The sequence below is a fragment of the Nocardia sp. NBC_00511 genome, assembly GCF_045161165.1.
In the GTDB taxonomy this organism is placed as follows: domain Bacteria; phylum Actinomycetota; class Actinomycetes; order Mycobacteriales; family Mycobacteriaceae; genus Nocardia.
This window is the reverse complement of the sequence record NZ_CP107849.1, coordinates 3,305,386-3,331,694: the sequence shown is the minus strand read 5'-3', so window position 1 is coordinate 3,331,694 and position 26,309 is coordinate 3,305,386. Positions and strand designations below refer to the sequence as shown.

At 66.3% G+C, this 26,309-nt stretch carries 28 protein-coding genes; 21 read left to right on the top strand and 7 right to left on the bottom strand.

What is annotated here, in order from left to right:
- The first annotated feature begins 43 nt into the window (after positions 1 to 43).
- The gene (murJ, locus tag OG300_RS15735) at positions 44 to 1,714 is read left to right on the top strand and encodes a murein biosynthesis integral membrane protein MurJ (protein WP_405496552.1); all 1,671 of its coding nucleotides are present in this window, start codon (positions 44 to 46) and stop codon (positions 1,712 to 1,714) included.
- 105 nt (positions 1,715 to 1,819) lie between these two features.
- A complete protein-coding gene (locus OG300_RS15730) occupies positions 1,820 to 2,233 on the top strand; it encodes a nuclear transport factor 2 family protein (protein ID WP_405496550.1) in 414 nt (137 codons plus the stop codon).
- On the opposite strand, the gene OG300_RS15725 is transcribed toward OG300_RS15730, so the two are convergent.
- On the bottom strand, positions 2,234 to 2,863 hold the full coding sequence (locus tag OG300_RS15725) for a TetR family transcriptional regulator (protein WP_405496548.1): 630 nt from the start codon (positions 2,861 to 2,863) through the stop codon (positions 2,234 to 2,236).
- A gap of 108 nt (positions 2,864 to 2,971) precedes the next feature.
- Between OG300_RS15725 and OG300_RS15720 the strand changes: the two genes are divergently transcribed.
- From OG300_RS15720 to OG300_RS15650, 15 genes are all read left to right on the top strand, one after another.
- Positions 2,972 to 4,195, top strand: a complete 1,224-nt coding sequence (locus OG300_RS15720) for an alkane 1-monooxygenase (RefSeq protein WP_405496546.1) — start codon at positions 2,972 to 2,974, stop codon at positions 4,193 to 4,195.
- Positions 4,195 to 4,359, top strand: a complete 165-nt coding sequence (locus tag OG300_RS15715) for a rubredoxin (protein ID WP_405496544.1) — start codon at positions 4,195 to 4,197, stop codon at positions 4,357 to 4,359. The genes OG300_RS15720 and OG300_RS15715 overlap by 1 nt, the downstream gene beginning before the upstream one ends.
- Positions 4,360 to 4,369: 10 nt before the next feature.
- Positions 4,370 to 4,555, top strand: coding sequence for a rubredoxin (locus tag OG300_RS15710; RefSeq protein WP_405496542.1), 186 nt, complete (start codon positions 4,370 to 4,372; stop codon positions 4,553 to 4,555).
- A complete protein-coding gene (locus OG300_RS15705) occupies positions 4,552 to 5,784 on the top strand; it encodes an NAD(P)/FAD-dependent oxidoreductase (protein WP_405496540.1) in 1,233 nt (410 codons plus the stop codon). The genes OG300_RS15710 and OG300_RS15705 overlap by 4 nt, the downstream gene beginning before the upstream one ends.
- Before the next feature lie 266 nt (positions 5,785 to 6,050).
- Entirely contained in the window at positions 6,051 to 6,917 is an 867-nt protein-coding gene (locus OG300_RS15700) for an MlaE family ABC transporter permease (RefSeq protein WP_405498568.1), read from the top strand.
- A complete protein-coding gene (locus OG300_RS15695; RefSeq protein ID WP_405496538.1) occupies positions 6,917 to 7,786 on the top strand; it encodes an MlaE family ABC transporter permease in 870 nt (289 codons plus the stop codon). Before OG300_RS15700 ends, OG300_RS15695 begins: the two co-directional genes overlap by 1 nt.
- Before the next feature lie 3 nt (positions 7,787 to 7,789).
- A complete protein-coding gene (locus OG300_RS15690) occupies positions 7,790 to 8,818 on the top strand; it encodes an MlaD family protein (protein ID WP_405496536.1) in 1,029 nt (342 codons plus the stop codon).
- On the top strand, positions 8,815 to 9,822 hold the full coding sequence (locus OG300_RS15685; protein WP_405496534.1) for an MlaD family protein: 1,008 nt from the start codon (positions 8,815 to 8,817) through the stop codon (positions 9,820 to 9,822). The genes OG300_RS15690 and OG300_RS15685 overlap by 4 nt, the downstream gene beginning before the upstream one ends.
- Entirely contained in the window at positions 9,819 to 10,832 is a 1,014-nt protein-coding gene (locus tag OG300_RS15680; protein WP_405496533.1) for an MlaD family protein, read from the top strand. The genes OG300_RS15685 and OG300_RS15680 overlap by 4 nt, the downstream gene beginning before the upstream one ends.
- On the top strand, positions 10,832 to 11,761 hold the full coding sequence (locus OG300_RS15675) for an MCE family protein (protein ID WP_405496531.1): 930 nt from the start codon (positions 10,832 to 10,834) through the stop codon (positions 11,759 to 11,761). The genes OG300_RS15680 and OG300_RS15675 overlap by 1 nt, the downstream gene beginning before the upstream one ends.
- Positions 11,758 to 12,765 (top strand): MlaD family protein, encoded by a 1,008-nt coding sequence (locus OG300_RS15670; RefSeq protein ID WP_405496529.1) that lies wholly within the window; start codon positions 11,758 to 11,760, stop codon positions 12,763 to 12,765. Before OG300_RS15675 ends, OG300_RS15670 begins: the two co-directional genes overlap by 4 nt.
- Positions 12,766 to 13,716 (top strand): MlaD family protein, encoded by a 951-nt coding sequence (locus OG300_RS15665; RefSeq protein ID WP_405496527.1) that lies wholly within the window; start codon positions 12,766 to 12,768, stop codon positions 13,714 to 13,716.
- Positions 13,717 to 13,729: 13 nt separating this feature from the next.
- Positions 13,730 to 14,398, top strand: coding sequence for a hypothetical protein (locus tag OG300_RS15660; protein ID WP_405496525.1), 669 nt, complete (start codon positions 13,730 to 13,732; stop codon positions 14,396 to 14,398).
- Positions 14,305 to 15,042: a TetR/AcrR family transcriptional regulator gene (locus OG300_RS15655; RefSeq protein WP_405496523.1), complete on the top strand. Its 738-nt coding sequence runs from the start codon at positions 14,305 to 14,307 to the stop codon at positions 15,040 to 15,042. Before OG300_RS15660 ends, OG300_RS15655 begins: the two co-directional genes overlap by 94 nt.
- Entirely contained in the window at positions 15,039 to 15,695 is a 657-nt protein-coding gene (locus tag OG300_RS15650; protein WP_405496521.1) for a TetR/AcrR family transcriptional regulator, read from the top strand. Before OG300_RS15655 ends, OG300_RS15650 begins: the two co-directional genes overlap by 4 nt.
- Here OG300_RS15650 and OG300_RS15645 read toward each other — a convergent pair.
- The 4 genes from OG300_RS15645 to OG300_RS15630 all read right to left on the bottom strand — a co-directional run bounded on the left by OG300_RS15645 (position 15,692) and on the right by OG300_RS15630 (position 20,141).
- Positions 15,692 to 16,246 (bottom strand): vancomycin high temperature exclusion protein, encoded by a 555-nt coding sequence (locus OG300_RS15645; protein WP_405496519.1) that lies wholly within the window; start codon positions 16,244 to 16,246, stop codon positions 15,692 to 15,694. The genes OG300_RS15650 and OG300_RS15645 overlap by 4 nt on opposite strands.
- Before the next feature lie 100 nt (positions 16,247 to 16,346).
- Positions 16,347 to 16,829 carry an LOG family protein gene (locus OG300_RS15640; protein ID WP_405496517.1) on the bottom strand — a complete coding sequence of 161 codons (483 nt, stop codon included), beginning with the start codon at positions 16,827 to 16,829 and terminating at the stop codon, positions 16,347 to 16,349.
- Positions 16,830 to 17,851: 1,022 nt separating this feature from the next.
- Positions 17,852 to 19,318, bottom strand: coding sequence for a DUF222 domain-containing protein (locus OG300_RS15635; protein ID WP_405496515.1), 1,467 nt, complete (start codon positions 19,316 to 19,318; stop codon positions 17,852 to 17,854).
- A 178-nt stretch (positions 19,319 to 19,496) separates the two neighbouring features.
- Complete coding sequence (locus OG300_RS15630; RefSeq protein WP_405496513.1) at positions 19,497 to 20,141, bottom strand: hemerythrin domain-containing protein; 645 nt, start codon at positions 20,139 to 20,141, stop codon at positions 19,497 to 19,499.
- Positions 20,142 to 20,230: 89 nt separating this feature from the next.
- On the opposite strand from OG300_RS15630, the gene OG300_RS15625 reads away from it, so the two are divergent.
- Positions 20,231 to 20,791 carry a TetR/AcrR family transcriptional regulator gene (locus OG300_RS15625; RefSeq protein WP_405496511.1) on the top strand — a complete coding sequence of 187 codons (561 nt, stop codon included), beginning with the start codon at positions 20,231 to 20,233 and terminating at the stop codon, positions 20,789 to 20,791.
- A gap of 18 nt (positions 20,792 to 20,809) precedes the next feature.
- Here OG300_RS15625 and OG300_RS15620 read toward each other — a convergent pair whose 3' ends face one another.
- Positions 20,810 to 21,667, bottom strand: a complete 858-nt coding sequence (locus OG300_RS15620; RefSeq protein ID WP_405498567.1) for a cyclopropane mycolic acid synthase family methyltransferase — start codon at positions 21,665 to 21,667, stop codon at positions 20,810 to 20,812.
- A 224-nt stretch (positions 21,668 to 21,891) separates the two neighbouring features.
- On the opposite strand from OG300_RS15620, the gene OG300_RS15615 reads away from it, so the two are divergent.
- Both OG300_RS15615 and OG300_RS15610 read left to right on the top strand, forming a co-directional pair.
- Positions 21,892 to 22,794: an expansin EXLX1 family cellulose-binding protein gene (locus tag OG300_RS15615; protein WP_405496509.1), complete on the top strand. Its 903-nt coding sequence runs from the start codon at positions 21,892 to 21,894 to the stop codon at positions 22,792 to 22,794.
- Positions 22,795 to 22,913: 119 nt separating this feature from the next.
- On the top strand, positions 22,914 to 23,843 hold the full coding sequence (locus OG300_RS15610; protein WP_405496507.1) for an alpha/beta fold hydrolase: 930 nt from the start codon (positions 22,914 to 22,916) through the stop codon (positions 23,841 to 23,843).
- A 1-nt stretch (position 23,844) separates the two neighbouring features.
- On the opposite strand, the gene OG300_RS15605 is transcribed toward OG300_RS15610, so the two are convergent.
- Complete coding sequence (locus tag OG300_RS15605) at positions 23,845 to 25,266, bottom strand: WS/DGAT/MGAT family O-acyltransferase (RefSeq protein ID WP_405496505.1); 1,422 nt, start codon at positions 25,264 to 25,266, stop codon at positions 23,845 to 23,847.
- 328 nt (positions 25,267 to 25,594) lie between these two features.
- Here OG300_RS15605 and OG300_RS15600 point away from each other — a divergent pair, with 328 nt between their 5' ends.
- Positions 25,595 to 26,185, top strand: a complete 591-nt coding sequence (locus OG300_RS15600) for a cutinase family protein (RefSeq protein WP_405496503.1) — start codon at positions 25,595 to 25,597, stop codon at positions 26,183 to 26,185.
- Positions 26,186 to 26,309: the final 124 nt, after the last annotated feature.

Here is a 26,309-nt window from a genome sequence, read left to right as displayed (position 1 = left end):
CGGTAGCTTGGAGAGAATTCGTTCACCGACCGGGGGAGACGCAGTGCACGACTACGGCAGCTTTCCCACGCAGCCACTGCCGATCGCACCACCCCGCAAGCCCGTCGAATGGAAGGGCGTCAACCCGTCCGCCCGTCCCGATGCCGCGGTACGCGCCGGACGCCAGCTGGCAGTGGCCGGAATGGTCAGCCGCGCGACGGGATTCGCCCGGACCCTCGCGGTGGCGGCCGTGCTGGGCACCGCCGCGGTCGGCGACGCCTACAACGGCGCCAACAACTTCCCGAACATGGTCTACGAGCTGCTGCTCGGCAGTGTGCTGGCCGCCGCGGTGGTGCCGGTGCTGATCCGCGCACGCCGCCACGGCCGCAAGCACTCCCGCGAGTTCACCCAGCGCCTCATGCTGGCGATCGTGCTGGTCCTGGCCGTCATCACGGCGGCGACGGTGGCGTGCGCGCCGCTGATCGCCGGCGCCTTCGTCGACGATCCCGGGCAGCGGCATCTCACCACCCTGCTCGCGTATCTGCTACTGCCACAGATCTTCTTCTACGGCCTGACGGTGATCGCGGGAGCCGTGCTGAACGTCCGCGACAGCTTCGCCACCGCGGCCTGGGCTCCGGTGGTCAACAATGCCATCGTCCTGTTGACCTGCGCCGTCTTCGTCCTACTGCCCGGCCCGATCACCCTGACGCCCGCGACCATGACCACCGCTCAGGTGCTCACCCTCGGCATCGGTACCACCGCGGGCATCGCCGGACAGGCGGCGTGGGTGGTGGCGGCATTGCGCCGCAACGGATTCGAATGGAGCTGGCGCGTGCGCCCGCTGCCCTATACCTGGCGTCCGGTGCGAGCCGGGGTGCCGGTGCTGGGCTGGCTGCTGGTGTACGCCGTGATCAGCCAGGTCGGCGTTTTCGTGACCACGCGCATCGCCTTCGCCTACGGCGGCGTCTCCATCAGCGGCTACGCGGATCTGCTGTTCCAGGTTCCGTATGGCATTCTCGCGGTTTCCGTGCTGACCGTGCTGATGCCGAGGATCTCCCGGGCCGCCGCCCGGGGCGATCGCCCCGCCATGCTCGCGGACCTGGCCAGGGGCGCACGCTATCTCACCACCGCCCTGGTCCCGGTGACCATGGCGATGATCCTGCTGGTTCCCGCGCTGGCTCCGCTGGTGTTCACCGGCCGGGTCGGTGTCGCCGACGCGCACCTGATCGGCACCGTCGTCGCGTGTTCGGCCTTCGGCCTCGGCCCCTTCGCGCTGGTGATGCTGCAGATGCGGGTCTTCTACGCGGACAACGACACCCGCACGCCCGCCCTGATGAACCTGGTGATGGTCGCGACCAAGGTCGGCACGGTGGCGCTGTCGGCGATGTTCCTGTCTCATCAGTCGGTGATCGTGATGCTCGGTGTCTCCGGGTCGCTGTCGTACGTGGCGGGAGCGCTCACGGGTCACCTTCTGCTGCGCCGCCGCCACGGCCTGCTCGGATTCTCCGCTGTCGCGGCGACGTTCCGGGATGTGGCGTGGGCGACGGCGTGCGCGGGAATCGCTGGGCTGCTGGCGATTTCGCTCGCGCACCACCTGATCACCACCGCGAGTCCGGAACGGTTGCTGTCGCCCGCTGTCGGCGCCGCGGCCCTCGCCGCAGTGTTCCTCCTGGCGGCCCGTGTGATCGGCATTCCCGAACTGCGCATCGTGCGAACCCTGCTCGCCCGCACCTGACGATAAGCAATCCTTATCGCTACCAGGCTGCTTCGGCCCTCGTTCCGGGCCTCCGCGGACGGTTGACTCTGTGTTGTCAGCAAGACGGCAACGAGAGGCAAGACGATGACGAACACCGCACTCGCTCCACAGGACGTGGTCCGCCGCTACTTCGAGGCGCTGGCCGCGGGCGATCAGGCCACCATTCTGGATTCGTGGGCCGAGGATGGAAGCTGCTGGTACGGCGGGGAATTGCCGATCTCGGGGACCTGGAAGGGGCGCGACGCCGTGATCGACGGGTTCCTGGCGACGGCCTTCGATCACCTGGATCCGGCGCACGAGGTCGGCCTGCGGGTGACCAACCTGTTCGGCGAGGGCAATCAGGTGTTCGCCGAATGGGATTCGTGGGCCACCGGTAAGACCGGGCGTGCCTACGACCAGAAGAACAGCGCGGTCTTCCGCATCCGCGACGGACGCATCGTCGAGATGCGCGAGTACGCCGATACCCAGCACTGGGCCTGGGCGCTGCTCGAGCGGTGATCAGTCCCGCTGTGCCACAGCCGATTCCAGTGTCGCCCCGAAGGTGCCGACGATCACGCGGTTGATCTGCACGACCGCGCGGTCGATCGGCCCGGTGGGCTGGAACAGATGGCTGAGGGCCAGTCGGACCAGGGTTTCCGCGAGTGCGGCCAGTTCGGCGTCGGTGACGGCACCCAGCGTGTACTGGCTGCGAATCATCCCGGTCACCGCCGTGATCGCGCGTCCCAGCACCGGTTCCGGCTCGGTCATCAGGACCGGCAGCAGGGTGGTGTCGGTGGCCGATCGCCCGGTGAGCACCGCCTTGAGCAAGGTGTTGTCGGCACCCGTGCGCAGCGTGAAATCGACCGCCTCGGTCAACCCGGCTATCACGTCGGCGGGGTGCGCGGCGAGGCTCCCGGCGATGCCGGTGAGGAAGACCTCGACCTCCTGCTCGATCACCACCTCGGCCAGCGCGTGCTTGTTGTCGAATTCCTTGTAGAGCACCGGGCGGCTGACGCCGACCTCCTTGGCCAGCCGCGACATGTTCACCGCACCCCAGCCTTCGGTGACGACTATGCGGCGCGCGGCGTCGATGATCCGCTCGCGCAGGAGTTGCCGCATCTCGGTCTGGAAGTTCGGCGCTTCAACCACGACCCGATCGTACATCAGCCCAACTTCCGTCTCGTCGTTGACAGATTCTAGCAAGCTGTATCTAATGAATACAGTTTCTCGGAAAGTGTAAACGCTAGGAGTACGGCAATGACGACGTCTCGCATCGGAGAGCAGGTGGCCCCGGCTCGCCCGCAGTGGCGTGACCGCAAGCGCTACCTGTGGCTGTTCGGTCTGGTCCCGCCGACCGCCCTGTTCCTGGCCACCGCGCTGGTGGCGGCCTTCAACCAGTTCGGCTGGGACGCGGTGGCCCCGGTCTGGTGGTGGATCGGCCCGATGCTGGTCTACGGCTTGCTGCCGCTGCTGGACCGCTTCTTCGGCCCGGACGGCCAGAACCCGCCCGACGAGGTAATGGAGTACCTCGAGCAGGACCGCTACTACCGCTACTGCACCTACGCCTACATCCCGTTCCAGCTGCTGAGCGTCGGGTTCGCCTGCTACCTGTGGACCGCGAGCAACCTGTCCTGGCTCGGTATCGAGGGCGGTCTGGGCCTGGTCTCCAAGATCGGCGTGGCGCTGAGCATCGGCGTGATGGGTGGCGTCGGCATCAATACCGCGCACGAAATGGGCCACAAGAAGGACGAATTGGAGCGCTGGCTCTCGAAGGTCACCCTGGCGCAGACGTTCTACGGCCACTTCTACATCGAGCACAACCGCGGCCACCACGTCCGCGTCGCCACGCCGGAGGATCCCGCCTCCGCCCGCTTCGCCGAAACCTTCTGGACCTTCCTGCCGCGCAGCGTCTGGGGCAGCCTGCGCTCATCGTGGGAGCTGGAGGCCAAGCGCCTGGAGCGACTGGGCAAGCGCCCGTGGACGATCCACAACGACGTGCTCAATGCCTGGCTGATGTCGGTGGTGCTGTGGGGCGTGCTGGTCGCGGTCTTCGGCCCGATGGTGCTGCCGTACCTGGTGATTCAGGCCGTCTACGGTTTCTCGCTGCTGGAGACGGTCAACTACCTCGAGCACTACGGCCTGCTGCGGCAGAAGACCGCCACCGGTCGCTACGAGCGCTGCACCCCGGAGCACAGCTGGAATTCCGACCACATCGTCACCAATATCTTCCTGTACCACCTGCAGCGGCACAGCGATCATCACGCGAACCCCACCCGCCGCTATCAGATCCTGCGCAGCATGGACGGCGCGCCGAACCTGCCCAGTGGCTACGCCAGCATGATCGGCCTGGCGTACTTCCCGCCACTGTGGCGCCGGGTGATGGATCACCGCGTGCTCGAGCACTATTCGGGTGACATCACCCGGGTCAATATCCAGCCTCGCAAGCGTGCCCGCGTGCTGGCGAAGTATGGGGTGGCGTGATGTCGGCCTACCGCTGCCCGGTCTGCGAGTACGTCTACGACGAGACCGCCGGCGCACCGCGCGAAGGCTTCCCGGCGGGCACCGCCTGGTCGGCCATCCCCGACGACTGGTGCTGCCCCGACTGCGGGGTCCGCGAAAAGCTCGACTTCGAACCCGCCCGATAGGAGACCCCCGATGAGCACCGACTTCAAACTCTTCCGCTGTCTGCAATGCGGTTTCGAATACGACGAGGCGCTGGGCTGGCCCGAGGACGGCATCGAGCCGGGCACCCGCTGGGCCGACATCCCCGAGGACTGGTCCTGCCCGGATTGCGGTGCGGCCAAGACCGACTTCGAGATGGTCGAGGTCAGCCGCGCGTGAGCGGGCGCATCGTCATCGTGGGTGCGGGCGTGGCGGGCGCGACCGCCGCCCGCACCCTGCGCGCCGAGGGCTACGGCGGCGAGATCGTGCTGCTGGGCGCGGAGCCCACCTCCCCGTACCGGCGGCCCATGGTGTCGAAGGAACTGCTCGCCGGAACCGCCGCCGAACCCCGGACGCTGTTGCAGCCGCAGGAGTTCTGGGCCGCCAACGGCATCGAATTGCGCACCGGTGTCACCGTCGAGTCCATCGACCCGGAACCGGGCCTGGTCTGGCTGGCCGACGGCAGCGCCATCGGCTACGACACCCTGCTGCTGGCCACCGGCGCCCGCCCGAGACTCCTTGCGAGCGAGGGCGATCCGCTCCCCGGTGTGCGCACGCTGCGCAGTCGCGCCGATGCCGAAGCACTGCGCGGCGCGCTCGCGGGCGGCGGCCCGCTGCTCGTCGTCGGCGCCGGTCTGATCGGCTGCGAGGTCGCCGCGACCGCACGCGGCCTGGGTGTCGAGGTGAGCTTGCTGCACGCGGGCCCCACCCCCATGGACCGGGTCGCTCCCGCGCTCATCGGCGACTACTTCCGGAAGCTGCACGCCGACAACGGCGTAGCCGTCCACACCGAGGTACTGCTCACCGGACTCGAGGCCGACGGCGCGCACACCACCGCCATCGCCGCCGACGGCAGCACCTGGTCGGCGGCCGCCGTGCTGGTCGCGATCGGATCTGTCCCGGACACCACCCTCGCGGAGCGCGCGGGAGTGCTTGTGGGAGACGGAATTCTGGTCGACGAGCACTACCGGACCTCGGCCGCGGGCATCTACGCCGCGGGTGACGCGGCCGCTCGTTTCGATTCCGCACTCGGTGCGCACCGTCGTGAGGAACACTGGAACTCCGCACAGGCGCAAGGCGTGGCGGTGGCGAAGTCGATGCTCGGCAAACCGGCCGGGGCCGTCGACGTGCCCTGGGGCTGGTCGCTGCAATACGGCCGAAACCTCCAGTTCGCCGGGCAGATTCGACCCGGCGACGACCTGGTGGTGCGCGGTCCGGTCGGTGCGGGGGAGGGGACCGTGCTGGCGCTGCGCGACGGCCTTATCGTGGGTGCCGCCGCGGTCGGCCGGCCCGCCGAGGTGCGCACCGCCCGCGATCTGATCGCGCGCGGCGTGCGACCGGATCCACTGGCCTGCGCCGACGATTCGCGCTCGCTGGCCGACGCGGCGGCACTGTCCGGACAGTCGTGACGGCATCCGCCCGCAGTTGAGCTAACCGCTCGCAATATCTGAAATGCCACTGGTTCATGTGAATGATCCAGTGGCATTTCGCATTTGCCGACCCATTGCTGAAACCTGCTGGTAAACCATGCTATCCGCGCGGCGCGCGCATTCTGCACCCGCCCTGAGCGCCCCGTCAACCCCGGGAAAACTTCCGTGAAGACTGACACGTCAGTCCGAAATCTGTATTACTGTCTCGGTCAGTTCGATCCGGTCAAGCAGAGGGACCGGTCGGCATCGACCAAACAGTGGGGCTGTGGGGTGGTAAACAATTGGTCGACAAGGCTTTTCGGGGGCCGGAGCCGTTGCTGCGGCAGGCAATCGAATTCGTACTCTCAGGGTTGCGGACCTTCGGACGCACCATTCAACTCGGGATCGCCGCGTTCCGATATCTCATCGTCGATATCGTCGCGCTGCGCCATCCCTGGCGTGACACGCTGCAGCAGGGCTGGTTCATCGTCAGCGTGACAGCGATTCCCGCGGTACTGGTTTCGATACCGTTCGGGGTGATCGTCGCGGTGCAGGTCGGCAGCCTGACCCAGCAGGTCGGGGCCAGCTCGATCTCCGGCGCGGCGGGCGGTCTGGGAGTGATCCGTCAGGGCGCGCCCATGGTGACGGCCTTGCTACTGGGCGGTGCGGCCGGTTCGGCCATCGCCTCCGATCTGGGCGCGCGCACCATCCGTGACGAGGTGGATGCCCTGCGCGTCATGGGAATCGACCCGGTGCGCCGTCTGGTCGCGCCACGGCTGGCGGCGATGATCGCGCTCACCCCGCTGCTGTGCATGCTGATCATCTTCATGGGCGTGTTCACCGGCTACGTGATCGCGGTCGGCTTCCAGGGCGTGACGCCCGGCTCCTACCTGTCGGCCTTCGCGGCGTTCGCCAAGATGGCCGATCTGTGGGTGGCCATCGTGAAGTCGGTGCTGTTCGGCGTCATCGTGCTGATCGTGTCGTGCCAGCGGGGGCTGGAGGCCACGCACGGACCCAAGGGCGTCGCCAACGCGGTGAACGCCGCGGTGGTGATCGGCGTGATCGCGGCCTTCGGCGTCAATCTGGTGATCACCCAGCTGGTTTCGATGTTCATTCCGACGCAGGTGGGCTGATGACACAGGTACCCGCGCGCTACACACCGCTCGGCGCGGTCGGTCGCGCCGCCGGACGCGGAGCACAGGCCCCGCTCGGCGTCTTCGAAACCCTCGGGCACCAGGCGACTTTCGTCTACGAGGTGCTCGCCGCCATCCCGCACACGCTGCGGGTCTACCGACGCCAGACCATGCTCATCCTCTCCGACATCACCTGGGGTTCCGGCGCGATCATCGTCGGCGGCGGCACCGTCGCGGTGCTGGCGTTCCTCGGCATCGCGGTCGGCGGTTCCATCGGCGTGGAGGGATTCACGGCGTTGAACATGGTCGGCATGGGCCCGCTCACCGGGTTCGTGTCCGCCTACGCCAATACCCGCGAGATGGCGCCCATGGTCGCCGCCATCGGCTTTGCCGCCCAGGCGGGTTGCCGCATGACCGCGGAGATCGGGGCGATGCGCATCTCCGAGGAGATCGACGCCCTCGAGGCGATCGGCATCCGCCCGATGCCGTTCGTGGTGACGACCCGGGTGATCGCGGGGGCGATCACCATCGTGCCGCTGCACCTGCTCACCCTGATCCTGTCGTATCTGTCCTGCGCGACCGTGGTCAATGTGCTGCACGGGCAGTCCTCGGGCACCTACTACCACTATTTCGACGCCTTCCTGCAACCCGGTGACGTGCTGGCCTCGCTGCTCAAGGCGACGATCTTCGTGGTCACCATCATTCTCATCCATGGCTACCAGGGCTTCTACGCCTCGGGCGGGCCGGAGGGTGTGGGGCGGGCCTCGGGCCGCGCGATCCGCGCCTCCCTGGTGCTGGTGGTCATCCTGGACATGATCCTGACGATCGTGATCTGGGGCCTGGATGTCGGCATCCGGATCTCGGGGTGAATCATGGCTGTCTTCAAGGATCATTCCGGCCGTAGTGCCGGTGCGTGGATGCTGCGCCTGCGCGGCGTGGTGATCGCCGTGGTCATCGTGATCACCGCGATCTTCGTGAGTTCTTATGCCCGTGGCGATTTCGCCGACCGGTTCAAGCTGACCGTCGACGCCTCGACTCTGGGCGAGGGCCTCGCGCCCGGCGCGGAGGTGAAGTTCCGCGGCTTCGCCATCGGCACCGTGCGCAAGGTCGAGACCATCGGCTACGGCCATCAGCGCATCGACGTCGAGATCGACCGCAAACAGGCCGCCGCCCTCACCGACGACGTGACCGCACGCTTCACCTCCTCGAATGTCTTCGGTTCCAGCGCCATCGAACTGGTACCGGGCACCGATGGGAAGACGTTGCGGGAGAACACGATTCTCCAGATCGGTGAGAACGCCACCAATGCCACCGTCGCCGGGGTGTTCCGCCGTGCGGCGCGGCTGACCCAGGTCCTGGATTCGGCGTCGGTGCACCGGCTCTTCGACCTGCTGCTCGACAATGCCTCGAGCCTCTCGCCGGTATTGAAGTCGTTCTTCGACACCGCCCGCATGCTCGCGGACGGGCAGCAGGCTCCGCTGGGCAACTACCTGCGCATCGGCGGCGACATGACCGGTGCGTTCCAGCAGTTCGTGCCCGCCGCCGGCCACGCCGTGCTGGCGGTGCTCGAACAGAGCGCCTACTTCGGTGACGCGGGCAATCAGGAGCGCACCAACAAGGCCGTCAATGGCGTGAACGACGCTGTGCTGCGCGGGATTTCGGACCTGCTGCAACAGAACAACCCGGAGCTGGAGAAGATACTCGACGGCGTACTGGATCTGGCCGTCCCGATCAGCGTCTCACTGGGTTCGGTGGCCCCGGCCTACAACCGGGTCCCGAATCTGCTGCGGGCCATGGACGACGCCATGCCGGTCGTCGACGGTCACGTGCAACTGCAACTCGAGCTGATCGCGAAAACCATGCCGTACCTGGCCGATTCGCTGGCAGGGGGAACGAAATGAACGACGTCGTCAAATCGGCGGTCAAACTCACCGTGTTCCTGCTGGTGGTCGCCGCCTGCACCACCTTCATCGTGACCGCGCTGCGCACCCCGATTCCGGGTGAGAAGGTCGGCTACGACGCCCTGTTCACCGACGTGTCGGGCCTGTTCGTCGGCGACTCGGTGCGCATGTCGGGTGTCGCGATCGGCAAGGTCGAGACGGTGGCGCTGGACGGGGCCCTGGCCCGCGTGCACTTCACCGCGGACAAGACCCGCCCGATCTACGACAACACCAAGGTCGCGGTCCGCTACCAGAACCTGATCGGCCAGCGCTACATCGAACTGCTCACCGACGGCCCGGACGGCGCGAAACTCGCGGTGGGAGCGACGGTTCCGCTCGATCGCACCATCCCCAGCTTCGACGTCTCCAAGCTGTTCAACGGCTTCAAACCGATGTTCGACACCCTGGACCCGGCCGCCCTCAACCAGTTCGGCACCAACCTGCTGCGGGTCATCCAGGGTGACGGCTCCGGCATCGGCCCGGTGCTCGCGGATCTCGACAACCTGATCAAGCACGCCCACAACAGTGAGGCGGTGATCATGCTGCTGATCCAGAACCTGGGCATCGTCTCGCAGGCCATCGGCGGCAAGTCCCAGTCGGTCGGCGATCTGGTGCATCAACTCTCGGGAATCCTGAACCAGTTCACCAGCAAGACCCAGACCATGCTGAGTGCCGTCGACACCGCGAAAAAGGTGCTCGCGCCGATGATTCCGATCCTGGAGGACGGACGCGACGCCTACGACCAGGGCTACGGCCCGATCGACGGCCTGCTGCGCCGACTGGTGCCGCAGACCGATCAGCTGACCCAGATCCTCGCGCTCACACCGCAATTGGTGACCGGCCTGAATCAGTCGGTGCCCGGCCAGGGCTATCAGCCGCGCGTCACCTGCTCGCACGGCGAGGCCGCGCTGCCCGCGGTGGTCGGGGTCATCCTGTCCAACCAGAAGCTGGTGATCTGCCAATGAGAGCCCTGATCGCCTATGTCGGCGAACTGATCCGCGACACCCTCACCGGCCGCGGCGACCAACCCACCCAATTGCGCTGGGGCATAGCCGGAGTCACGGTCTGCGTGATCGCACTGGCCGTCGCGGGCGCGCTCTACGTGATCCCGTTCGGACAGCAGACCTACACCGCGAACTTCAAGATCTCCGGCGGCGCGCGCTCCGGCGACGAGGTGCGGGTGGCCGGAATCAATGTCGGCAAGATCCGCTCCGTCGACCTGGTCGGTGACCACGTCGAGGTGAGCTTCACCGTGAAATCCGATGTGCGCGTGGGCGATCGCTCGTCGGTCGAGGTCAAGATGCTGACCCCCATCGGCGGCCACTACCTGGCGCTGTCCCCGGTCGGTGACAAGGCACTCGGCTCCGCGCACATCCCGCCCGAGCGCACCGGCACCCCGTTCGAACTCAGCGACATCCTCGACAAGGGCACCCCGCTGTTCGGACAGGTCGACGCGGGCACCCTGCGCAATACCGTCGGCCAGCTCAACCAGGCCTTGAACCAGCAGCCCGACGCGCTGCGCGACCTGATCGGCAACGCCAACGACCTGACCGGCCTACTGGCACAGCGCACCGATCAGCTCAATACGGCGCTGAACGTGTCCGACGAATACATCGCCGCCATCGCCGACGACAAGGCGGTGGTCGCCGACTTCGTCCGGCAACTGGGCGCGGTCGCCGATGAGCTCGGCAACCGCAAGGACGACATCGTCAGCATGTTCAACCTGGTCAAACGCCTGCTGGTGGTGCTGGATCGGCCGATCATGGCCTACGGCGACAGCATCGAGCCGACGGTGACGCAGTTCGAGCAGCTGTTCTCGAAGCTCAATACCGATCCGAATCAGATCGACACCGTGATCACCGGATTGCGCGACGTCATCAACCGGCTCACCGGCTTGCTCGGCACCCAGGTGAAGGTCGATCAACCGGCGGCCGGTGTGCAGATCTGTATTCCCTACGCGGGGAAGGCGTGCTGATGGGTTGGGGCAGAACAGCACTCGCCGCCGGAGTCGCGGTCGTCGTGGTGGCCGCGGGTGTGGTCGGCGTGACGTGGGTGAAGACCACCCGCGACGCGAAGCACAGCGTATGCGCCGAATTCACCGACACCGTCGGGCTCTACGAGGGCAACAGCGTGACCATGCTCGGCGTCGAGATCGGCACGGTGTCCAAGATCGAAGCGCAGGGCGACCGGATGCGAGTCACCATGAGCGTCAAGGATTCCGTGCAGCTCCCCGCCGACATCCAGGCCGTCACCATGTCGAGCTCCATCGTGACCGACCGGCACGTCGAGCTCACCAAGCCGTACACCGGCGGAGCTCACTACGACACGTCGAAATGTATTCCCCTGGACCACACCAAGACTCCCATCGGCATCAGCGAAGCGCTCGACGCCATGGGACGGCTGGCCGGGGACCTGACCAATGGAGGCGGCACGCCCGGAAAACCCGACACCCTGCTGGACGACACCCTGACCGCCGCGAACAACGCCATCGACGGCACCGGACCGCAGTGGAATCAACTGCTGCAGCGGCTGTCCGCGGTGGTCGGGGACCCGTCGCAGAAGGACGCGGTGTTCCGGCGGCTGATCGACAATCTCGACAAGCTCACCTCCATGTTCGTCACCAACTGGCCGGACATGGCTCGCGTGCTCGACAACCTGCGGGCCGGATTGCAGTTGATCGGCGACTTCTCCGCGGAGTTCTCCGGAGCGGTCGACATCGCGGTCGAATTCCTGCCGGTGATCGCCCGCAATGTCGGCAAATACGATTCGCAGGCATACAGCTTCCTGGATGTGTTCCTGCCGCAGGCACACACACTGGTGCAGCAGCATCAGGGCGATATCGACTCCCTGCTGTCGGCGCTGCCGCCGCTGGCCGCCCAGCTTCCCCGGGTCGGTGTGAAATGAGGCGGGTCCTGCTCCGGCTGGTTCCGGTGGTGACGGCGGCGACCCTGCTGCTCAGCGGCTGCGGGGTGCGCGCCACCGATATCCCGATTCCCGGCACCTATCCCTCCGGCGACACCTACACGGTGCGAATCGAATTCGGTTCCGTCCTCAACCTGCCGGATCGAGCGAAGGTGATCGCCGACGGTGTCGAGATCGGCATGCTCGATCACATCGACCTGATCGGCAATACCGCGGTCGCCACCGTGAAGCTGCACACCGACGCCAAACTCCCCAAGACCACGACCGCGGAACTGCGCCAGTCCACCATCCTCGGTGACATCCACATCGCCCTGGAGGCCCCGAAGAACGCGACCTCCGGATTCCTCGGCAACGGGGACGTGATCCCGATGTCGCAGACCATCCCCGCCACCAACGTCGAGGACATCCTGCGCGCACTGTCCAACATCATCTCCGGCGGGCGGTTCGCCGATATCGAGCAGCTGGTGACCCAGGTGAACGCCGCCTTCCCGTCGGATCCGGCCGAACTCGACCGGATCAACAACGCGGGCCGGGCCGCCCTGCACGACATGGCTTCCCACACCGCCGACATCGACCGGATCCTGACCTCGGCGCAGGCGATCACCGGCAAGCTGGAGGCCGGGCGGGGCGCGGTCGACGAGATCCTGACCGAGGGACCCAATCGCGCTGCGGGCCTGTCGGACGTGCTGCTCGGCGTGGTCGGCCTGATCATCAGCGGTGGACCGCTGGCCAAGAACGCCGGAGACCTGCTGCTGCCGCATATCGGCGACTTCCAGTCCATCGTCTCGATTCTCGCGCCCACCGCGGTGACCGCCGGATACGCCGACCTGACCCTGGCCGCGAACCTCGACGCCTTCCACACGCTGCTGAAGGAGAAGATCATCCCCTTCCTCGAGGCACCGAATGTGAACGTGCAGAAGGTCTCCGCCGATGTGCAGGCCGACCAGCTGATCACCACCCTGCGATCGATCGGAATGGTGCCCTAGATGAAACTCTCACTCTCCGGGCCGGTTTCGCTGGTGCTGCTGCTGATCCTCACCCTGATCTGCGGCAGCTACATGGCCGTCGGCGTGCTGGATCTGGATCCGCGACGGCAGAACAACACGGTCACGGTGCTGCTGGACAACTCCGGTGGCCTGATGAGCATTTCGCAGGTGACGCTGCGGGGACTGCCGATCGGGAAGGTGCGTTCCATCGACGCCACCGGCCGTGGGCTGTCGGTGACCCTGGAATACGATGCGAAATACCGGATTCCGATGGACAGCGCGGTGCAGATCGCCAACCTGTCGGCGGCGGGGGAGCAGTTCCTCGACTTCCGGCCCACCGGCACCGCCGGACCGTACCTGCACAGCGGCAGCATCGTGCCGACCAGTCAGGTGCGCACCGCGACCACCGTCGGTGACGCCCTCGCCAAACTGGATGCGCTTACCGCGCAACTGGATCCGGCGAAACTCCAGAACCTGGCCAGCACGGTGGCCGCCGGATTCGACGGGCGTGACGGTGATGTCGCCAACCTGACCAAGACGCTCATCGACACCGCGAACCTGTTGCACGACAAGCGCGATGCCATCGGGCGGCTGTACTCGAACGTGCAGACCCTCGGCGATCACTTCGACGGTCGCGCGCCGACGTTGATCGCCGCGTCCGGCGATGTCACCGCCGCACTGCCGGAGCTGCTGCACATCATCGCCGCGTTCCAGAACTACTCCTACATCGGCGAGAACATCTTCGCCGACCCGATCGGCCCACTGGTCACCAAGATCAACGGGTATCTGCAGCTGATCGGGCCCGACCTGGCGCATATCGCAACCGTCCTGAAACCCGCTACCAGCGTGATCAAACCACTGCGGGTGGACGCCGGATCGATCGTGGACCTGCTGGCCACGGTGTTCCCCGGCGACGGCTCCGCCCACGTGGCCATCGACGTGCCCCGATAGAGAGAAGGCAATCGTGAGTGATATCGACGAAACCACGGAATCGGTTGTGATAGTGGGGAAGACGAAGGTGGAAGACGCGCGGCCGGTGCTGCTGCCGGTCTCGCGGTCGACCGTCGCCGCCCGAGTCATGAAGGGCCGCGTCGCGATCCTGGTCGGGGTGACCGCGTTGTTCGCCGTCGCCACCGTCGTGCTCGGCGCACTCTGGTACAACACCTCCGGCGACTACGACGCGCTGAAAACCAATGAGGCCGACCGGGATCGGGCCGCCGAGGTCGCGCACGACTACACCCTGCGCTCGCTGACCTACGACTACAAGAACCTGCCCGCCTTCTTCGACGGCGTGGAACGCGGCACCTCCGACGCGCTGCGCGACCGCTACACGCAGGTGCACGACACGCTCGCCAAGATCATGACCGATGCCCAGGTGGTGGCGACCGGCCAGGTGGTCGGCACCTCGGTGGACGCCAAGGGCAACGACCAGTACACGGTCACCGTGTTCGCCACCCAGCGCACCCAGAACGTGCAGCAGACCGACCCGGCGACCGTCCCCAACCTGCTGGTGCTGACGGTCGCCAAGAGCAACGGCGCGTGGCTGGTGACCGACTACGGCCCCAAGGACATCGGGGCCAAGAAGGATGCCGCGGCGCAGCCCGCTCCGGCCCAGAACGGGGCCGCGAAATAGCCTCTGGACGCAGGGGGCGTCCGCCGCAGCAGGAGCTGCCGCAGCGGCGACGCCGCCAGATCATCGAGGCCGCCTACGAGGTCTTCACCGCGCAGGGCTACGAGGCCACCGCCATCTCGCAGGTGGCGGCGCGGGCCGGGATCGGTCAGGGCACCGTCTACCGGTACTTCGGTAGTAAGCGCGAAATCCTGGACCAGGTCATCGATCTCGGCGTCGAGAAGGTGATGGAGGCGCTGCAATTGCAGCTGCTGGTGGGCCGGGCATCCGAGGTGGCTGAGCTGGTGGGTGGCGTGCGGTCCGCGATGGACCGGCTCTACACCCTCATCGAACGCGAACCGCAGTTGGTGCGGCTGCTGGCGGTGGAGGCCGGAGCCATCGACCCCGAACTGGCGCACCGGCTGCTGGGTTTGGAGGCCATGGCGGCGTCACTGGTGGCGGGTGAGCTGACGCGCGGTGTCGAGGAGGGCTGGATTCGCCCCGACGTCGACGCGGATGTCCTCTCGCACACCGTTTTCGCCCTGGTCGGTCCGTGGATGCTGCGCGAGCTGGCCGGCAGCGGCAACCCGGTGAACCGGGACCGCAGCATGAGCGCGGTGCTCGGAATGCTGGAACGTTCCCTGCGCACAAGGAGTGCCAACCCGTGAGCGACGCCCCACCCACTCGCCGTTCCCCACCCACCCACGTCCCCCGCTCGGGCCGCACCCGCCACCGCCGCGACGATTTGATAGCCGCCACCTACGATTTGGTCATCACCCGAGGCTTCCGCAGTATCGGCGTCGACGACATCGCCACCGCGGCGGGCGTCAGCCACGGCACTTTCTACAACTACTTCCGCAACAAACGCGACATCCTCGACGCCGTAATCGACCACTGCTTCGACCACCTGCGCCACCGGCTCCTGGGCCCCGAAGGCGACGCCGTCCCCGAATCCCTGGACGCCTTCTGCGCCCGCTACGCCCGAGTCATCGACCGCTGCTACGACCTGGTAGCCACCGAACCCGGCCTGGTGAACTTCTTTCTCCTGGAAGCCTCGTCGATAGACGACCGCGTCCTCGACCGCTGCCTGCACAACGCCCGCACCTACGGCTCCCAATCGGTCCGCCGCATCGACGAAGGCATAGCCGCAGGTTTCCTGGACCCCGACCTCGACGCCAGCATCGCCGCGGAAGTCCTACTCTCGGTACTGGTTTCAGCCCTGATGTCAGCTTTGCGCGCTGGCAGCGACGGCCTCACCCAATCCCGAGTCCGCACCGAACTGACCACGTTCCTGCGCACCTCGTTCGCCCCGCCACCCTAACGCCGCGCCATCACCACCAACGCCCCCACGGCCTTGGGTGCAGCCAACAATTCCCGAATCCTGTTGCGCACCAACGTCCGCCGCCGACAATCAGCCCCCGCCTCCACCCCATCAGCATCGATCCCCACCCCCCGACACAACGCCACCGCCCGCGCCGTATGCCCCCGCTGCGAAACAATGATCGCCCGCCCCACCCCGAACTCCCACCGCGCCCGCTCACAGGTGGCCCGCGTCGTCACCCCCAACCCATCCTCTCGCACCACCCCCGCATCCACTCCCCGCGCCAGCAGATACCCCCGCATCGAAGCAATCTCATCCCCCGAAACCCCCGCAGCATCCCCCGAAATCAAAATCTCCCGAACCTTGCCCACCTGTAGCAGCTCGATCGCCACATCAAGCCGCCCCCGCAAATAAGCCAACGGTTCCCCGTCCACCCCCACCTTGGCCCCCGGCACGATAACCACCGGAGCCAAAGGCACATCCACCACCGAAAACCGATGCCCCGCCGACACCACCCGCAGCCAAACATTCGCCCCGACCACAACGCTCACCAGCCCGGCCCCCACCGCAGCCCAACCCCACCTCGGCACCATCACGCCCGCTACTCTTCCAGACCACCGATTGTCAGTCGGCCCACCGACCCGGTTGTGACTAGGCGGATCTGCCCCGCAGTGCGGCCTCGACGGCTTCGAATGGAGTGGCAACCGTCAGTCCAGCGTCGACCGGTTGACCGTGGGCGTCGGTGATTCGCCAACCACCCAGGGAGATGACGGGGATTGTGGTGCGGTGGTTGGCCAGGGCCAGTTCTGAGAGGGTGCCCCAGGAGCCGCCGATCACGATTGCGGCGTCGGCCGAGTTTATGAGGATGGCGTTTCGGGCTTCGCCCATGTTGGTGTAGATGACGGCGGAGAGGTGGGGGCAGGTGGTGGTGGGGTCGGTGTCGGGGCGGATGCCGATTACGAGTCCGGCTGCGGTGGAGGCGCCTTCGGCGACGGCGGCCATTACGCCCGGGCCGCCGCCGCACAGGACTGTTGCCCCGGCCTGGGCGAGGAGGCGGCCGACTTCGCGGGCGTTCGCGTTGTCGGTGGGGTTCTCTTCGCGGGGGCCGCAGACGGCAACTTGGAATGCTGGCATTGGAGCTACCGGTGAGGTTCGGGTGTGGGGAGTGCGGTGGTCGGGCGTTGCTTCGAGAAGTCGAGGTGGAAAGGTGCGCCGTTGTCGGCTGGTCTCCAGCCTCGGGTGAGACCCATGCGAATGTTGTCTGCAACCTCTGCCGGGAGGACCGGCCGGACCTCGCCGTTGATCCAGGCAGCATCCGGATGCAGGCGGTCGGTGGTGACAACCAGCGTGGTGCCACCACGTTCGGGCTGGTCAACCGCGTACGTGCACGGTGTCCATCCCATTGCCTGGCAGTATGTCGGGCGCCCGCGCAACCTCCAGCGGTAGTCGACACCGTCAACCGTGATCCGACGTGATCCCTTGCGGCGCAGCGGCATCGGCCCTCCAAGTTCGATGGCCCCACCCGAACGGCCGAGCCTCAGGGGCGCAAGTGTTCCATCCACGTGCAGAGGCCCACAACCGATTTCAACCCCAACCCCCGAACCAAGATCAAGGAGCTCTCACCGTGCTGAACCGGACAATTCTTCACGCTGAGAGCTCCTTGATCATGAAAAACGGCCCGGACAAAACCGGGGGCGCGGATCGGACAAACCTTGCGGCTGTTGCCCCATGGGACTGAACGCCAATTGGAGGATCCGGAGAACGTAATGCGTGCAGTCCCTGGGCTGGTACGAGAGATGCGGCTCCCAACCTGGCGTCAGCCCCAGTCCGGCAGGGCACCCAACGCGACCACGCTTCCCTGGTCTTTGTGCCTGCATTGTGAACGAGAGTCGGGTTTATCCAAGGGTACGGACTGGCTTGATCGCTGATGCGGAGTGTCCCACAGGGCATTAGGGAGTCCGGTAGTGCCGGGACCGAGGAGTGCTTGGCCGGGGTGGCGGATGATGCGTGCCTCACGAGCGAGCTGAGTTTCGCGGGTTCGGCTGGCTGGCAACGATTTCGCGAGGTGCCCGGCTGTGCGCGCTCGAATGCGCGCACAGGGCAGCCTTCAGCGCGGTGGGTGGTGGAGGTGGCGAGTCGTGCTGGGGGACTGCCCGCTATTCGGGTGCGCGGTGGGCGATCCGCGCTTGATACGCCAGCCGGGCTCGCCGATTCTGGCTGCGTGCCACCGATTGCGCGATCTGCTCCGCCCTATGGTGGCGATGATTGACACGCGGAGTTTGCGTCGGATCGATAGGCATCGGCGCGATCCACCCGGTGCGTCCAGCGAACGGGGAATCCTTACCCATCACCACGGTTTTCCAGCCATTCGGACCGTCATTCACCAGGGCGTGGCAGTGATCGCACGCCAAGGTGAGATTCCGCAGGTCGGTGGGTCCGCCCTTGGCCCAATCGGTGACATGATGCACCGCGCACATGCTCGGCGGGGCATCGCATCCCGGTCGCGTGCAACCCTTTTCGGAAGCAATAAGGGCGAGGCGCTGAGCGGAGCTTGCCAAGCGGCGAGCGCGACGCAAGTGCAGCGGCATGCCGTGACGGTCGAAGATCGCGAGAATCGGCTTGGTGCCCGCCGCCATCTTCAACGCCTCATTGATCGAAAGCTGAGTACCGGTAGCGGTGTTGGCGATCCCTGCCGCGTTCTCCAGGTCTTCGAGGCTCATGGTGATCACGGCCTGGACCGGAAGGCCGCGGTGCTTGCCGAGCTTGGCGGCGTCGATGTCCGGGTTCAGGATCATCGCCAGAGCATCATGAACACGCATCGCCGTGGTACGCGTGTCACGCCGGGCGGCAGCCTCGAGGACAGCCTTGTCGACCTTGCCGTAGAACAGGTTCGGGCTCTGAGGGTCGTCGAGGTTGCAGACGCCAGGGCGCGCGTACTTCGAGATGATGACATCCCAGACGGTGCGGACAGTGGGCATGATCCAGCCCTGCACCCAGGACATGCCGTCGGCGCGCTGACGTCCAATTGTCAGGCCCCGCATACGCTTACGATCCGCATCCGTGGTCAAAGAACCATCCGGATCCAAACGGGCGGTGATCTCACGCCCGATACGCGGCAGGTCATCCGGCCAGCCTTCGCGCGAGTAATCCAGCAACTGCGTCTCGACCTCGGTACGGGTTTCGGCGTCGACGGCGTCGGGCAGCTGGTGCAGTACTTCGACGATGTTGCGGACATGGTCGCGGGAGATCTCACCGATCTCGTACGCATGTGCCGTGGCAGCGAGCGCAGGCTCGCGCAGATGCCCTGTGGGGTCACGGAATTCACCGACCTGTTCGGTGACTTTCGCGCGGCAGGTGGCGTCGTATTTGGTGAGCCGCAACGTATCCCGCAGGTACCGAACAACTCCTCCGGCACCGGAGGTTTGCGGCATGGAGCGGTCGGAGACTTCGATGATCAGGCGTGAATCCATCGCCGACAACACGCGCTTGCACATCTCGCACTGCTGCAAGAACTCGGTGAGCTCATCCTCGGAGAAGTGAGTGAAATCGGTGGAGGCGACAACATTCACCGCGGCGACCAGGTCGGCCATACCGCTCATGTTGGATGATTCCCCCGAATTCATACCTCCATTCTACTCCTCCAACAAGGAAAAGAACACTGAATGCCGTTGCAGTATAAGGAAATTGGCTATTTGAATTCATCATTTCAAAACACAGGCGTCGTGGTGCCCCCTCCGAACCACGACGCCTGCGCTCTCGAGCCCGGTGAAACACCCCGGGGCGAGTCAATAACCGCAGCGTTCAGTAATTCGGGCCGAAGGCCGCGCGCTGAGTGCGTCGCAGCCACCCGCTGAACACCCGCGCCAACGGTGGCACCGGGACCCCGGCACTATCGTTCGGCCCAGCGACGGACAGCAGCCAGGCGGGCATGAACCGCAGCGTCCACAGGGGAGCCGTTGTGCGCATGTGATTTTCGAGAGCTTTCCAGACCCGCTCGTCGAGTGCGGGTGCGAGGCGGCTCAGCAGTTCTCGCTCTTCGTCCTGGGTGTGCACCGTGAGCTGGTCGCGTAGCTCCTTGGTCAGCGCGGACAGTCGTGTCGCCGACGCGGCGTCGGTGACTGGCTGGGTGACGGACTCGGTCCATCGGGTGAGTAGATCCGCGAGTTCGGCGTGTTCGGTCGTGAGGGTTTCCAGCGCCTCTGGATCGGCTCCTGCCGCACGCAGCCGCGGCCACAGGAATTCGTCCTCGCCCTCGTGATGATGGTGGATGACGTAGGCGAGTTTGCCCGCGTAGGCACTGAGCGCATCGGCGCGTACCCCGTTCGGAGTCTCGGCCAATTCGGTTGCGGTGCTCTGGATTCGGTCCAAATCGCCGATCATGGCACGGTGGGCGAGGAGCATCGTCTGATGGCCCCTCGGCAGACTGGCGACGGATGACACGGGCATGACGACTCCTAGACGTGCGGCAGCTGAGCCGACCACAACGGTACTATAAACATAGTGAAAAACACTAGGTCTGTAGTGAGAGGAGAAGCATGTCCCGCAGGCGGGAGCAGGTTTTGGATGCGGCGATCGAGGTGTTGGCCACCGAGGGCTCGCGTGGTCTGACCTTCCAGGCGGTGGATCGGGCGGCTCGCGTGCCCGCGGGCACCGCGTCGAATTCGTTTCGCACCCGCAGCGCCCTGGTCATGGGGATCGTGAACCACCTCGTCGAGCTGGATCAACGCGATTGGCAGGCCGTCGGCGGGATGGTCCGGCCCCACACCCGAGACGCGTTGGCGCAAGCCATGATCGGCATCATCGGCCACGCGCTCGGCCCGGGGCGCAACCGGACGATCGCCCGCTACACCCTCTTCGTGGAGGCGGCCGCCCGCCCGGAATTCCGGGCCCCCATCGCTACCGGCCGCGCGGCCGTCGACTCCTGGATCACCCCGTGGCTCCAACGTCTCGGCTCATCCGAGCCCGCAGCACACTGCGGAATTCTCCTGGACCACATCGACGGCATGATCCTGCACCAGATCACCTGGCCACAAGCAGAATTCGATCCGGGACCAGGAATCGATGCCCTGCTGACCGGCCTACTACCGCCGTCCTGAACGGCAGCAGCGGCGCTCTTACTTGGTCAGCGTGAACTGCATGACGTCGAGGTGGCCCGCGCGGAAGTAGTGGGCGCACCCGGTGAGGTAGCGGCGGTAACGGGCGTAGATCTCCTCCGAGGTCAAGGCCACGGCTTCGGTGCGATGTGCTTCGAGGGCCTCGGCCCACAGGTCCAACGTGCGGGCGTAATGGGGTTGCAGTGATTGGATTCGCGCGGTGTGGAAGCCGGCGGATTCCGCTGTGCGGGTGACGGTTCCGGGCTGGGGGAGTTGTCCGCCGGGGAAGATCTCGCGTTTGACGAAGATGTGGAACAGCGCATCCTGTCGGGTCACCGGGATGTCGGCGGCGCGGAGTTCGGCGAGCGTGCGCCCGATGATGGTGTGCAGGAGCATGCGGCCGTCGGCGGGAAGCATCCGGTGGGCGCGGGTGAAGAACTCCGGATAGCGCTCGGCACGAAAGTGTTCGAACGCGCCGATGCTGACGATGCGGTCGGCGGTGCCGTCGAATTCTTCCCAACCTTGCAGGCGCACTTCGGCTTCCGGGATGTCGAGCGCGCGCAGACGTGCCCGAACCGCGTCGAATTGGTTGCGGCTCAACGTGAGTCCGATGACGCGCACGCCGTACTCCTGTGCGGCGCGGATCATGGTGGAACCCCAGCCGCAGCCGATGTCGAGCAGGGTCATGCCGGGTTCCAGCTCGAGTTTGCCGAGCGCCAAATCGATCTTGGCCTGCTGCGCCTCGGCCAGGCTGAACTCGGGCCGGGCGAAGTAGGCGCAGCTGTAGGTCATGCTCGGGTCGAGGAACAGGGCGTAGAAGTCGTCGGACAGGTCGTAGTGGGATTGCACCTGACGGTAGTAGGGGGCGAGGCGGGCCATGGCGAACTCTCCTGTGCTGGGCTGATACCCGGTGATGCGGTGCCGATACCCGGTGATACGAGGTAGCGCCCGGCATGGTTCTGGATCCATGACACACCGGCAACACGCCGAGTTTTTCAGTCCGAGTTTCTGATTCGAGCCCGTCGTAACGGGCCCGGCTGCTTTCCTGATGGGGAGTGCAGCATCGATTCAGCAAACACTATTCGGAGGGTTGGGGACCGATCATGCACCGCACGGGACTCGAAGAGGTCCACCACGGCAGGCCGTGGCTCTGGACGATTCTGGCCGGAGCAGTCGTGGTCGGATTGGCCACCTGGTGGATTCGCCCGCAGTCGCTGAGTTGTTCGATGGCCGGGCCCACCACCACCGTCGTCACCCTCCCCGCCCACGCGAGCCCGAGTACGGTTACTCCCCAGCAGATCCCGTCGTCGGATCAGCCACCGGCCCCGCAACAGGGTGAGGCCCGGTTCTACGCCTTCAGTCAGGGCGTGGCGTGCTCGCTGCCGGATCTGCCCCTGGACGGCTACTACGTCGGGGTGCCGACCAGTCAGTATGACGGCTCCGCCCCCTGCGGCTCCTACATCGACATCGACGGCCCGCTCGGCAGCGTCCGCGCGCAGATCGTCGACCGCTGCCCGGGCTGCGGCCCCGACCAATACGATTTGAGCCGTTCGGCTTTCGAGGCCATCGCCAATACTTCGGACGGGGTGGCGAAGATCCGCGTCAATCGCGTTCGCGACCCGAACCCGGCCCCGGACCTGTTCTACCGTGTGCAGCAGGGCAGTTCGGCGGACTGGATCGGATTGTTGTTCTCTGGCAGCGGAAATCCCATCGCTCAGGTGTCCCTGCGCGCCGATTCCGGCGGCGACTATCGCCCGCTGCGCCGCGGCTACGACAACTACTGGACCATCTCCGGTGCGGGACCCGGCCCCTTCACCGCCGAGGTCACCGACATCTTCGGCCACGCCGCCTTCGTCTCGGGTCTCACCGTCACGCCGGGGCAGTTGCACCAGACCGGAATTCGCCTCTACGACATTCCGGAGGACACCACGACGGTGCCGCCGCCGCCCTCGGCTCCGGTGGTCGTCACCACGGTGGTCCCGCCGCCGAACGCGTGCAAGCCGTGATCTGCCGCGTCCCGGGCGGTGTGGCATCATCAAAGTGAAACGTGTTCCTATTTTGTGCGAGCCGTGCCGCGGCCGAGCCGTCCTCGGGCATCCGGCGGCGGCGCCCCGGGAGGCATTCGATGACGAACCACAGCGTGGATCACTCCACTGACAAACCGACCGCATCGTCGCGGCGCGGTCGCCGGTTGTCGCCGCGCATCTCACGATTGACCGAGGTGCCGCAGGGTCGGATGGTGGAACTGCCCGGCCGCGGCAGCACCTATCTGGTGGATCTGCCGGGCCCGACGCCCGAGTCCCCGACCGTGCTGCTGCTGCACGGCATGGCCACCACCGCCATGCTGAATTGGTTCCCGTCGCTGGCCGAACTCAACGAGCACTTCCGGGTGGTGCTCTACGACCAGCGCTGGCACGGCCACGGAATCCGTTCGGAGCGTTTCGATCTCGACGATCTGGCCGACGACGCGGTGGCGGTGGCCGACACGGTGGGCATCGAGCGCCCCATCGTGGCGGGCTACTCGCTGGGCGGACTCATCGCGCAGCTGGTGGCGCACCGGCATCCCGATCGCATCGGCGGGATCGTGCTGGCCGCGACCACCTATCGCTTCCAGGAAAAGTGGCGCGAGCGGGCGTTCCATCGCAGCTGGGGCGCGATCGCCGCCTCGATGTCCGAATGGTCGTTCCAGCGGGCCGAATTGCGTCGCGACAGGCTGCCGGTGTTGCCGGAGTCGTCCTGGCCGGTGGGTCGCCTGGATGTCTGGGCCACGGCGGAATTCCGGGCCACCAGCGGTTGGGCGCTCGCGCAGGCCCTGGCGGTGGTCGGGCGTTTCGATGCCTCGGACTGGTTGCCGAGTCTGAAGGTGCCGGCGGCCGTGGTGATCACCACGCGAGATCGGGCGATGCCCGTCTATCGTCAGCTGGAAATGGCGAAGGCGATTCCGGGAGCCGAGATCTTCCTTGCCCGGGCCGGCCATGCGGCGTGTGCACTCGAGGCGGACGTCTTTGTCCCGGTGTTCCTCGAGGCCTGTCAAGCGGTAGCGAACCGGTTGTAGCTCACGGTGTTTCGGGCTCGGTGGTCGGTTTCTCGCGGGCGGACTTGAGCAGCTCGGTGATCACCTCGGGCACCGCGTCGGCGATCCGGTCCACATCGGGCACCAGTTCCTTGGCGGCGATGAAGCCGAAGTCCAGGTGCCCGTTGTTGGAGATCACCGTCGCGGTGAGACCGGCCCCGTGGAAGACCGGCCCGAACGGATACATCGAGGCCACCCGCACCCCTAGGAAGTACATCGGGAAGTTCGGCCCGGGCACGTTGGACACCACCAGGTTGTGCACCACCGGATGCCGCTCGGCCAGCTTCAGCGAGGAGTAGGCGCGCGCCGCGAGCTGAAAAGTGTTGGGCGGCGCGTACTTCGCCCAGTCCTGTAGGAAGTCGGCCCCGATCAGATTGTGCTCCTCCTTGGCCCCGCGATTGTCCGCGGCGATGGCCAGCATCCGTTCGACCGGATCCTCGATCTCGGTGTAGAGCCGCGCGAAGATGGTCGAGACCTTGTTGGTGCCCTCGTCGTGCCGGGAGGAGTCGTGGGTGGACACCGGAACCGAGGCGATCAGCGAGGTTTCGGGCAGTTCGTCGTGCAATTCGAGGTAGCTGCGCAGCGCGCCGCCGACCACGGCCAGCACCACATCGTTGACCTTGACCTCGAAGGCTGTCTTTATCTCCTTGATATCGGCTAGGTCGGACTGCACGAACGAGAGCGAACGATGCTGTGTGATAGCCCGATTGAAGGGCGTGCGCGGCGCGGTGAACGGTAGCGGCATCCCGCGTGATCCGCTCCCGCGGCGGCGCTGCACCAGACCGCCCAGGATGCCGACGGTCTTGGGCACCATGCCGACCAGTCCGAGCTTGCCCGGGATCTTGAGCAGCGCCTCCCCGGCCAGCAGCAGATCGTTGGGTTCGCCGTCGTCGTCGGTGGTCTCGGCGGGCGGGGTGTAGGTGACGCCCGGCTGGATGTCGCACAGGTGCATCATCATGTTGGTGCCGGTGATGCCGTCGACGATGGCGTGGTGGTACTTGGAGATGACCGCGACCCGGCCGCCCGGCAGGCCCTCCACCACCCACATCTCCCACAGCGGGCGACTGCGGTCCAGCGCGCGTCCGGCGATGTCGGCGGCCACTTCGGCGAGTTCCTTGCGTCCGCCGGGGCTGGGCAGTCCGATGCGGCGCACGTGGTAGTCGAGATCGAAGTGTGAATCCCGCACCCACACCGGGTGATCGAGGTCGAGGGGCACGTGGTGCAGCCGCCGGGTCATGGCGGGGATCAGGTACAGGCGCCGCCCGAGTTCGGCCTTGAAGCGTTCGTGGTCGAACTCGCCCCCGTCCGCGCCCGGATCGAGTATCAGCATTGCGCAGACGTGCAGTAGTTGGGTGTCTGTTTCGAGATAGAGGAAGCTCGCGTCGAGCCCGGTAAGTCGTTCCATACCAACACACTATGAGAACTCGTTGCATTTTGCGCGGGGTTCGCGGTGTGGTCCGGATCCCGTTCGATGCCGGTTCGTTGCCTCAAAGTAGCACGTAGATAACAAGTTTCATGATGAAACGGTTGGGTACCAATAAGGTGACTCTCCAGTAGAATTCGTTGCCGCTCCATCCGGTCGTCCCTACCTTGGGTCACATAGCTCGGTGATCGTTCTCTAGTCACTGACAAGAGTCACCGTGCTTCTCACAACGGCGTGAGGGGTGAGGACAATGGGCTACCGAAAGGTGCTGCTTCCTGGGAGATGGCGTACCGCAGGGGGTTTCGCGATCATGGCGATGATCGCGACGGTGTTCCTGCCGCTACCCGCGACCGCCCACGCGGACGGATGTACCGACGTGGACGTCGTGGTGGCAAGGGGCACAGGCGAACCCGGCTGGCTCGGCGACGAGGTCGGCGATCCGCTCTACGACATGCTGCAAGCCCGATTGCCCGTCTCGACGAGCGCGTACGCCGTCGCCTATCCCGCCGACTACAGCTTCAATGTGGGTGCGGGCACCTCGGATCTGGTGTCGCACTTGACTGCTCAGGTCGCCGCCTGCCCGGCGCAGCGGTTCGTCCTGGTCGGTTACTCGCAGGGTGCGGCGGTCGTGCACGCGGCGCTGGGCACCGGCGTGGTGTCCTGGTATCCGGGCCGGGTGCAGCTGCCCGGCTACCTCGGCGACCATGTGTCGGCGGTGCTGCTGTTCGGGGATCCGGTGCGGGCGCTGGGCTGGAATGTGCCGGGCGCGTTCGTATCCCGGACCGGCGACTGGTGCATCGGCGGCGATCCGGTGTGCGGCGCGGGCGTCGACGCCAACGCGCATGTGGCCTACGGCAGTGATCTGGTGGACGCGGCGAACTTCGCGGCGGACCACATCTGACCCCGGGGAGGGGCGATGCCCACGCGAGGGGCTTCAGGGGTCACGGCCTCGGGAGCCTCTGTCCCACCTCCGAACGCGCGGGCATCGAAATGGTTCGGCCCCGGTGAGCATGCTCACCGGGGCC